An 8,635-nucleotide genomic window follows, 5' to 3' on the forward strand; every position below is an offset into this window, starting at 1 on the left:
GCGTGGGCGAGGCGGTAGACGCCCCCGATCGACCCGCCATCCCACATCTTGCGATCAAAGGCGGGCAATGTGAATCGCCGTCTCACCGACGCCCTTCAATAAAGTCGTTTGAGCCGGCTCATAATCCTGCATGTGCCGTGTCTGGAAGTAGGTCGCTTCCGAGACGGCGATGCCACCCGGCGGCGCGGCATGCTGGAGGCGGCTGGCGATGTTCATCGTGTCGCCCCAATAATCGTAGGCGAGCCGGCTGCTGCCGATGACGCCGCCCACCACCGGCCCGGTGTGGATGCCGATCCGCACCTGGAGGTCGATGCCGCTTGCCTCAGCCAGCGCCTCCACTTTCTCGATTAGGTCGCGGGCAAAGCGGAGGGCCGCCTCTCCGCCGAGGCCGCGCGAGGCCATGCCGCCGGCGACCGCGAGATAGGCGTCGCCGATCGTCTTCACCTTTTCGATACCATGGCGGTCGGCGCAATCGTCTGCGGCCGAGAAGAAGTCGTTGAGCAATGTCACCAGATGCCCCGGCGACAGGCGCTGGGCGAGGCTGGAGAAGGCGACGATGTCGACGAAGGTCACGGTCAGGTCCGAAAAGGCGTCGGCGACGGCCTCGCCCGCCTTCAGTCGCGCCGCCACTTCGCGCGGCAGCACATTGTAGAGCAGCTCCTCGGTTTTTCTCCGTTCGGCGACGAGAGCGCGATTCGCGGCGAAAACGCCGCGCGCGCGCCGATCTATCTCCCAGTTGAAATAGAGCGCGAAGATGAGGAACGTAGTGAAATTGGTGAGCGCATACACCTTGCCGATCGGCGACACCGGCAAGCTGAACAGCCAGGCCGAGAAAAGCGCCAACACGCCTGCCGCCCAAAGGAAGAACAGGAACACGTTGCCGGCGAAGGCAACGCTCGCGAAGATCACCAATATTCCCATCTGGATCAATGCCATGACATGGGAAGGGAAGCCCGTGATGGCCGCCTGATCGATCAGCGCCTTGGTCAGGCCGATCATCCCCAGCAACACGGCGACGAAGAGAGGAAGATCGATCCAGCGTCTGGCGAGATAGAATTCGGTTTTCGTGACGAAGAACAATCCGAGGAGAATGGCGATGAAGGCCAGCGCCGCGGCGGTGTAGACGAGCACGCCCGCGCGTGGAAAATGCATAGGATTCATTACGATGTAGGAACCGAGTGTCGCTATGGCGATGATGATGAGCGCGCGGATCGCGGGCGCGCGGTCGGCGCGCTCGGAGCGGACAAAATCCCGTTCCGCCTCGCTATCGGGAAAGTGCTGGAACAAGACGCCCATGCCCGCCCCCTCCGGCCGTTGGAGTGAGGCTAAGGCGTTCGAGGAGGCAAGTCTATCGCCGACCTGGACTCTGACGTTAGCGCTTGCGGTGGCCATCATGGTCTCATTGAAGGCGCGGGATCGTAGGCATCGGGCGCCCGGGTCTATCGATTTTTTAGGTAAAATGGGGCGCCATCGCCGCGAGAAAGTCGCCCGCATCGAATAGTTCGCCTGCCGACACCATTCCGGAGGTCCGAGCGCGGCCGTCCAGGATGCGTCCAGCCGCCTCGACGACAAGGGGGGCGGTAACCCAATAGATGTCACGCCCCGCGGCCCATGCATGACGTTGCTCCCCTCCGCGATGGACGACGGCTTCGAATATGAATTGCTGCGCTGAACGCCCGCTTGCATCCCCTGCATCGGGCTCCGGCGTCGCCGGATCGCGCAAGTCGGCGAGCGGCGCGAGATTGATCCAGGTGGAGATCGCATCGACATCAAGGTGACGCGCGATCGTCACCACGTCCACGGTGGAGAATTCGCCCAGTACCGGCTGCTCTCCGAACGGCGCGGGGAAGGTCCACTGTCCTTCTGGCGCCGCCTGCGTCCCGTCGTGTATCTCAAGGCGGCGATCGGCGAAGACGACGCGCCGTCCGGCCCGCCGGACACCCGCCAGACGGCTGCCACGCGTCGGCTTCCATTCGTCGAGCGCGAGAGCGAGGTCGATCCGCTCGGCGCTATGCCAGTCCCCCATCGCGGCGGTCGCCAGCAGATCGCCGAGCGCACCAAAGAAGCCGAAAGCCGGCGCCACGACCACTCCCGCCGCTCGCGCCGCGTCAGCGTAGGATGCGAAGACCTCCATCGTCACCAACGGCTCCGCGGTGACGTCGAGATAGGCGATGCCGGCCTGGAGCGTCGCCTCTATCAGCGGCGGCGCGGTGTCGCCGAAAGGGCCCGCGCAGTTGATAACCGCGTCGGCGCCGACAAGGAGCCTATCCAGCCCAGCGGCATCCATCACCTCGACCTGACGGGCCTCCGCGCCATGGCGATCGGCGACCGGCTTCAGCTTGGCCATGTCCCGCCCCGTCAGGAGCGGAGTCCATCCGCGCCTGGCGATCTCGGCGGCGACGAAACGCCCTGTGTGACCGGCGGCCCCGTAAAGTACGACCCGTGGCTTGCCCAGCATTCCTCATCCCCTATCGATACAGACCTGTCTGTTTCCTTGCCATAGATGCTACTGATCTGTAGCGTTGTCAAGCACAGCGCGGAGGATTGGAATCGAACGTGGCGAATAAGGAAGCTTCAGCGGCCGTCGGGCGTGGGTCCACCGTGCGTGATCGGATTCTCGAGACGGCCTCGGCACTCTTCTATCGGAACGGCGTGCGCGCGGTCGGGGTGGACCTGATCGTCAGGGAATCGGGGATCGCCAAGACCAGCCTCTATCGGCATTTCGCAACCAAGGACGTGCTGGTCGCCGCCTTCCTTAAGGAGGAAGATGGGGACTTCTGGCGCCACTGGGATGCGGTCGCCGCAAAGCATTTCGACGATCCCGCAGTCGAACTCGACGCGCATCTTGAATGGATCGGCGCGCGCCTCAGGCGCCCCGGCTATCGCGGCTGTCCGCAGCTCAACGTCGCAGCCGAGTTCGCCGATCCCCAGCATCCCGCCCGCCGCGTGGCGGTCGCCCATAAGGAGGAAATGCGCCGCCGCCTGACGTCGATCGCCGGGCGCATGGGCCTACCGCGTCCGGAAGAGGTTGGTGCGGAGCTCGCGCTGGTGTTCGACGGCGCGTTCATGAGCGCGCCGCTCGGTGGCGGCGAGCGCATCGCCGCCACACTCAAAACCAGCGTCGAGGCGCTGCTCAAGGCCGCGCGAAGCGGTTAATGGACGAACCGCGCCACGACGTCGCGGTAGGAGCGGCTGACTTTCACCTGGCTGCCTGAATCGAGCACCAGGAAGCACTCGCCGTTGGTGTGCGGCTTCACCTGGCGGACGAGATCGAGGTTGACGATGGTCGAGCGATGGACGCGCTGGAAGCGGCGCGGGTCGAGGCGCTTTTCCAGATCCTTCATCGTCTCGCGAAGGATCAGCGTGTTGTCGCCCGTATAGATGCACATATAGTCGCCGGCCGCGTCGATCTTCTCGATCGAATCGACATCGACACGGAATATCTGCCCCCGATCCTTGATGTTGATCAGCTTCTCGTAGCGGCTGGAGGCGTGGGCATCTTCAACCCCTTCGACATTGACCGAATCGGGCGCGACTTCCGCCAGCACCTCCTTGAGCCGTCCGACCTCTTCGGCGCCGCGCTTCTCGCTGAGGCGCTGGCGGATGCGGTCCATCGTGTCGGCGAGGCGGTCCTCCTCCACCGGCTTCATCAGGTAATCCACCGCCTGCGCCTCGAAGGCGCGGATGGCGTGGTCGGAATAAGCGGTGACGAAGACGAAGAGCGGCGGCTCCACTTCCATCAGGCCCTGAATCACGGAAAAGCCGTCGAAACCAGGCATCTGGATGTCGAGGAAGACGAGATCGGGCTTGTGGGTCTTGATCGCGCGGATCGCCTCGCGGCCATTGGAGCAGGTCTCGACGACCTCGACATCCTCATGCTTTTCCAGGCGCAGTTGCAGCCCCTGGATGGCAAGCGGCTCGTCGTCCACCAGGATCGTGCGGATGGTCATTTCGGTTCCTCGATTTGGTAGGGAATTTCTATGATAACGCCAAAGCCCCCCGTTATGTTCGTTTGAGTCTCAAAGCGCTGGTCGGCGCCATAGGCTTGCGCCAGACGGTCTCGTATGTTCGCCAGACCGACGCCGGTGGACGATTGCCCCGTCCTCAGCGCCTGCCCGTCCGCCCCCGGCCCGGTATCCGACACGGTGATAACCACCCGGTCGCCGATCTTCCTCGCCTCCACTGCTATGTCGGCGCCTTCCTCCTGCGGCGTGACGGCATATTTGATCGCATTTTCGACCAGCGGCTGAAGAAGAAGGGAAGGCAGGCGCGCTCGCGCCACCGCCGGGTCGATATTGAAACGCGGCCGCAGCCGCTCCTCGAAACGCATCTTCTCTATTTCAAGATAGAGCTTCAACGTTTCAACCTCCTGCGCGACCGTCACCGAACCCATGGGCTCGTTGACGAGGGTATAGCGGAGGAAGGAAGAGAGGCGGGAGAGCATCGCATTGGCCCGGTCCGTCTGCTTCAGGAGCACGAGGGTCGAGATCGAGTTCAGCGTGTTGAACAGGAAATGCGGATTGAGCTGATAGCGCAGCATGGCGAGCTGCGCCGAGCTCGCCTGGTGCTCCAGCCGCAAAAGCTGGTCCGTCTGTTCTTCCAGCAGCAGATAATAGTTGATCCCGTAATAGAGCGCGGACCAGGCGGCGAGCAGCGAGAAATCGAGCAGGATGGCGCCCAGGAACTCCATGCCTTCGGGCCGCGTGCCGGGCCTCAGGAAGGTCGCGTGGCTCCAGGTCTCGATCGCCGAGAATCCGGCGGAGGCGATCAACACCAGGGCTATGGAAATGGCCCAGGTAATGATCGGCCGCATCTTGATGAGGCGCCGGAACGCGGCCGCCATCAACAAGGTGATCGAATAGCCGGTCGCCGTCAGAAGCGCGGTGTGGACGATGAAGGTGAAGCCGAACGCGTTGGCGATGCCCGACAGCGACCGGAGGATGAAATAGCCCGCCCAACCCGCCGACTGGAGGGTCCAGAAGGCGCGGTTCTTGTCGGCGAAGAAGGGCTGCTGCTGGAGCCCGAACGGCTTCAGCCGCTTCGCCGCGTCGCCACCCATCGGCGGGGCGGTCAGAGGGAAGGGTTCAGTCGCCACTGCCCTTTGCTTTACTCGGCAAAACGAGCATCGACCAGTCGCCACGGTCGATCACGTGCTCGGCGACGGCGGCCCGCACATCCTCCGGCGTCATAGTGGCGTAGTCGGCGAGGAAGCTGCGCGTCTGGTCGATCAGCTCGGGATGCTCGATCCAGTCCTCCATGGCGTTCAGCCAGTAAGCATTGGTCCTCAGCCGCCGCTCGATGCCGCTCGTGATCGGATTTTGCGCGCGCGCGAACTCGTCGGTCGCCGCAGGCTTGGCGGCCATGTCGGCAATGATCTCGCGCGCGATGCGGAAGAAGGTGTCCGCGCTCTCCGGCCGAATCTCGGCCATCGCATAGAAAATGCCCCAATCGGGGAAGGTCCGCGACGTGTTGGACGCGGCGTTCGACGAATAGCTTGCCCCTTCGACGACGCGTAGCCGCTCGTAGAGACGCACTTCGAACATGTTGGCGGCCATGCTCAGCGCCCGCCGGTCCTTGATCCGGTCGGTGCCGCCGAATGTGTTCCAGCCGATTATGGCGTAGGCTTCATCCGCGTCGCCGGTGTGCGTGAAAACCCGCGGCACCGGATTGGGCTCGGGGGGTCTGTTGGCGAGCGCATTCGGGGGCACTTCGGCCGTTGGTCGGGCGGGGAGGGCGGCGACGCTCGTCTCCATCGCCGCCACCACCGTCTCCAGGTCTACGTCGCCGACGATGATGGCATGCACGGGTCCCTGCGCGAGCAGCGGCGCGAAAACGGCCTCGAACTGCTCCGGCGTCGCTCGCGCGATGGCCTCCCGGCTCGGCGCGGCCCAGCGCGCATCGCCACCCCGGCTGAAGAGCGGGAATTCGCGCTTGGCCCGGGCTGACGCCGACGCGAAATGCAGCTCGTAACTCTCCAGGCCGCTCGCCTGGTACCGCCTGAACAGGGATTCGTCCCAGCGGGGATAAGCGAGCTTGGCGGCGAGGAGTCGCAGCTGATCGACAAGGTCGGTGCCGTTGGTCTGGCCCGCGAGCACCGTCGCGTCCTCGGTCACGCCGAAGCTCATCGCCATTTTCCGCCCGGTCAGCAGGCGCTCCATCGCATCCAGGTCGAGATCTCCGATACCAGAGGCGCTGACGATCCCGTCGAGCCAGGCGAGGGAGGGCTGATCGGCCGGAAAGCCGGCATGACCGTGGCCGAAGCGAAGCTGGACCAGCACCGAGCCCTTCTCGAAATCCGTCTGCTTGAAGGTGAGGGTCGAGCCGTTGTCGAAGCGGACGATCGTGACGCCCACGTCCTCGATCGCCTGGCGCGAGACTTCCCTGCCCGGGAGGCCAAGTGGCGGCAGGTCGTCCATGCCGACTTCCCGGCCAGCCGCGCGCTCCGCCGGGAGAGTCAGCTCGGCGTCGGCGAGCGCCGCCGCCGCTGTCTCGGCCGAAATGGCATTGGGGCTTGTCAACATCAGCTTCGGCCCCGCGCCTTCGAACAGTTGGCGCGTCGCGGCCCCGACCCGCTCCGGCGTCATCTCGGGCATCAACTCATCGAGGATGGCCAGCGCGGTGGCCGGGCTGGCGACAATGCTGTTGCCGTCGACCGCGTTGACGAGTTGCCGCGCCCATTGCTGCGACTTCACGGTCGAGGCGCCGGTGACGGAGGAGGTCGCGGCGGTTTCGACATTGTCCAGTTCGCGGGCGATCTCGGCCTCGCTCGGCGGCGCCTTCAACGCATCGTTGATGATCGCGAAGACCTCATCGAGGCTTTCCCGCCAGAGCCCGTTACGGGCGGTGATGTTGAGTTGGGTGAGGTCGGCGATATGGGTCGAGCGGGTCTCGCCCATCGCCGCTCGCAGGAAGGAGGCGCCCGTACGCGCCTTCGCCTCGAGCCGACGGTTGACGATTCGCGCAGCGATCGAGCGGGCGAGGTCGATTTTCTCACGCGCCTTGGTGTTGGGCAGCTTTTCGTAGGGGCGAAGCCAGATCAGCGAGAGGCTGTAAGGCGTCCCCGGATAAGCTAGCGTGGCGGCGCGGCGTGCGGGTTCGGCGATCGCGCCGTAATCCGGCTCTTCGGGCGCTGGACCGCTGGCACGCCAGGGTCCGAAATGCTTGGCGATCAGCTCTTCCATCAGCTTCGGATCAGCGTCGCCGACCATGATCACCGTCGTCCTGTCCGGCCGGTACCAGCGTTCGTAAAACGCGCGCAGGCCTTCCGCCGTCGTGCCTCTCAAGGTTGCGTCAGTGCCGATCGCGTCACGCTCGGCGATCTTGAGACCGGCGTAGAAGAGCGGCCAGCTCTCCTCCATCATGCGGGTGGTGAGCTCGGGTCGCCTGCCTTTTTCGGCGAGGATGACGCGCCGCTCCGCCTCGACGGTGGCGGGATCAAACAGCGCCGTGTCGACCATGTCGGAGAGGACGTCGAGACTGAGGTCGATCTCTTGCGGGTCGGCGCCGGGAAGGTCGAGCTTATAGACGGTCTGGGTCGCGCTGGTGGACGCATTGGTGTCGCTGCCGAAGCTGGCGCCCAGTTTCTGCCAGGTCTCCCGCGCCTCGCCGTCGCCGAAGCCTGCCGTGCCGCGGAACGCCATGTGCTCGACGAAGTGCGCCCACCCCCGCTGATGGTCCTCCTCGTTGAGCGAGCCGGCGTCGATCCTGAGCCGGATCGAGACCTGGCCGGCGGGAAGCGCGTTCTGCCGCACCGCATAATGGACGCCGTTGGGGAGCGTGCCGAAGGCCCAGGCCTCGTCGCGTGGAATATCGCTGCCGCGATAGAGCCAGTCCGGGTCGCCGGCGGCATGGACCGGCATCGTGACGAGGATGAAAAAAAGGGCGAGCAGGCAGCGGTGGAGGAAGGGCATCGGGTCCTAGCTAGTGAGGGAGCGACGGTTTGGAAACGGCAGATGGACAGGGGTGGGCGATCCTCTTTCTGTTCCAGTGGCTTGACTCTGTATGAATAGAAGGAACATAAAGTGAACAAGTGAGTTCCTGGAGTCGCCATGCCCGCTCAGTCGTCCTCTCGGATCGACCCCCTCGCCGCCCTGCGCGACGAGGTGCGGGCGATCGAATCGGCGGGACGGAGGGAAGGGCGTGAAAGCCTGCCTTTCGAGGTCGAGGAGATCGATCGGCGGCTGGACGGCGGCGGGCTGGCTATGGCGGCGCTCCATGAAATGGTGGGCGAGCGTGCCGGCCTCTTCGACGAGGCCGCCGCCACCCTGTTTGTCGCCGGCATCGCGGCGCGGCGGCCCGGCACGGTTCTGTGGACCTTGGCACGGCGCGATCTCTTCGCGCCCGGCCTGATGCAGGCGGGACTGCCGCCGGACCGGGTCCTCTATGCCGAGGCGCGCAGCGACGAGGAGGTGTTGGCAGTGATGGAGGAGGGGCTGCGCCATGGCGGCCTCGCCGCGGTGGTGGGTGAAGTCGCCCGCGTCTCCATGGCCTCGACCCGCCGGCTGCAACTGGCGGCCGAGGAGGGCGGCACCACCGCCCTGATGCTGAAGCGCTGGCGCAAGAACGGCGAGGATCCACTGGCTGTGCCGTCCGCCGCCATGACCCGCTGGCGCATCGCCTGCGTGCCGGGCGCGGC

Annotated in this window: 7 protein-coding genes; 2 read left to right on the forward strand and 5 right to left on the reverse strand. The window is 65.2% G+C overall.

The window, feature by feature from the left end:
• Positions 1 to 54: 54 nt before the first annotated feature.
• A complete protein-coding gene (locus VIR62_RS00165; RefSeq protein ID WP_431867651.1) occupies positions 55 to 1,296 on the reverse strand; it encodes an adenylate/guanylate cyclase domain-containing protein in 1,242 nt (413 codons plus the stop codon).
• A gap of 154 nt (positions 1,297 to 1,450) precedes the next feature.
• A complete protein-coding gene (locus VIR62_RS00170; RefSeq protein WP_431867653.1) occupies positions 1,451 to 2,458 on the reverse strand; it encodes a saccharopine dehydrogenase NADP-binding domain-containing protein in 1,008 nt (335 codons plus the stop codon).
• Positions 2,459 to 2,601: 143 nt separating this feature from the next.
• Here VIR62_RS00170 and VIR62_RS00175 point away from each other — a divergent pair, with 143 nt between their 5' ends.
• Positions 2,602 to 3,156: a TetR/AcrR family transcriptional regulator gene (locus VIR62_RS00175; protein WP_431867655.1), complete on the forward strand. Its 555-nt coding sequence runs from the start codon at positions 2,602 to 2,604 to the stop codon at positions 3,154 to 3,156.
• Here VIR62_RS00175 and VIR62_RS00180 read toward each other — a convergent pair.
• From VIR62_RS00180 to VIR62_RS00190, 3 genes are read right to left on the reverse strand one after another with little or no spacing between them, the layout of a single operon-like run.
• Positions 3,153 to 3,950: a LytR/AlgR family response regulator transcription factor gene (locus VIR62_RS00180; protein WP_431867656.1), complete on the reverse strand. Its 798-nt coding sequence runs from the start codon at positions 3,948 to 3,950 to the stop codon at positions 3,153 to 3,155. The two genes, VIR62_RS00175 and VIR62_RS00180, sit on opposite strands and share 4 nt — an antisense overlap.
• Positions 3,947 to 5,059, reverse strand: a complete 1,113-nt coding sequence (locus tag VIR62_RS00185) for a sensor histidine kinase (RefSeq protein WP_431867663.1) — start codon at positions 5,057 to 5,059, stop codon at positions 3,947 to 3,949. Before VIR62_RS00185 ends, VIR62_RS00180 begins: the two co-directional genes overlap by 4 nt.
• Before the next feature lie 25 nt (positions 5,060 to 5,084).
• Complete coding sequence (locus VIR62_RS00190) at positions 5,085 to 7,910, reverse strand: M16 family metallopeptidase (protein ID WP_431867658.1); 2,826 nt, start codon at positions 7,908 to 7,910, stop codon at positions 5,085 to 5,087.
• Between the two features lie 138 nt (positions 7,911 to 8,048).
• On the opposite strand from VIR62_RS00190, the gene VIR62_RS00195 reads away from it, so the two are divergent.
• Positions 8,049 to 8,635, forward strand: a 587-nt coding sequence (locus VIR62_RS00195) for an ImuA family protein (protein WP_431867659.1), incomplete at its 3' end; no start/stop codon positions are given.

Source organism: Allosphingosinicella sp. (assembly GCF_036570505.1).
GTDB lineage: Bacteria > Pseudomonadota > Alphaproteobacteria > Sphingomonadales > Sphingomonadaceae > Allosphingosinicella.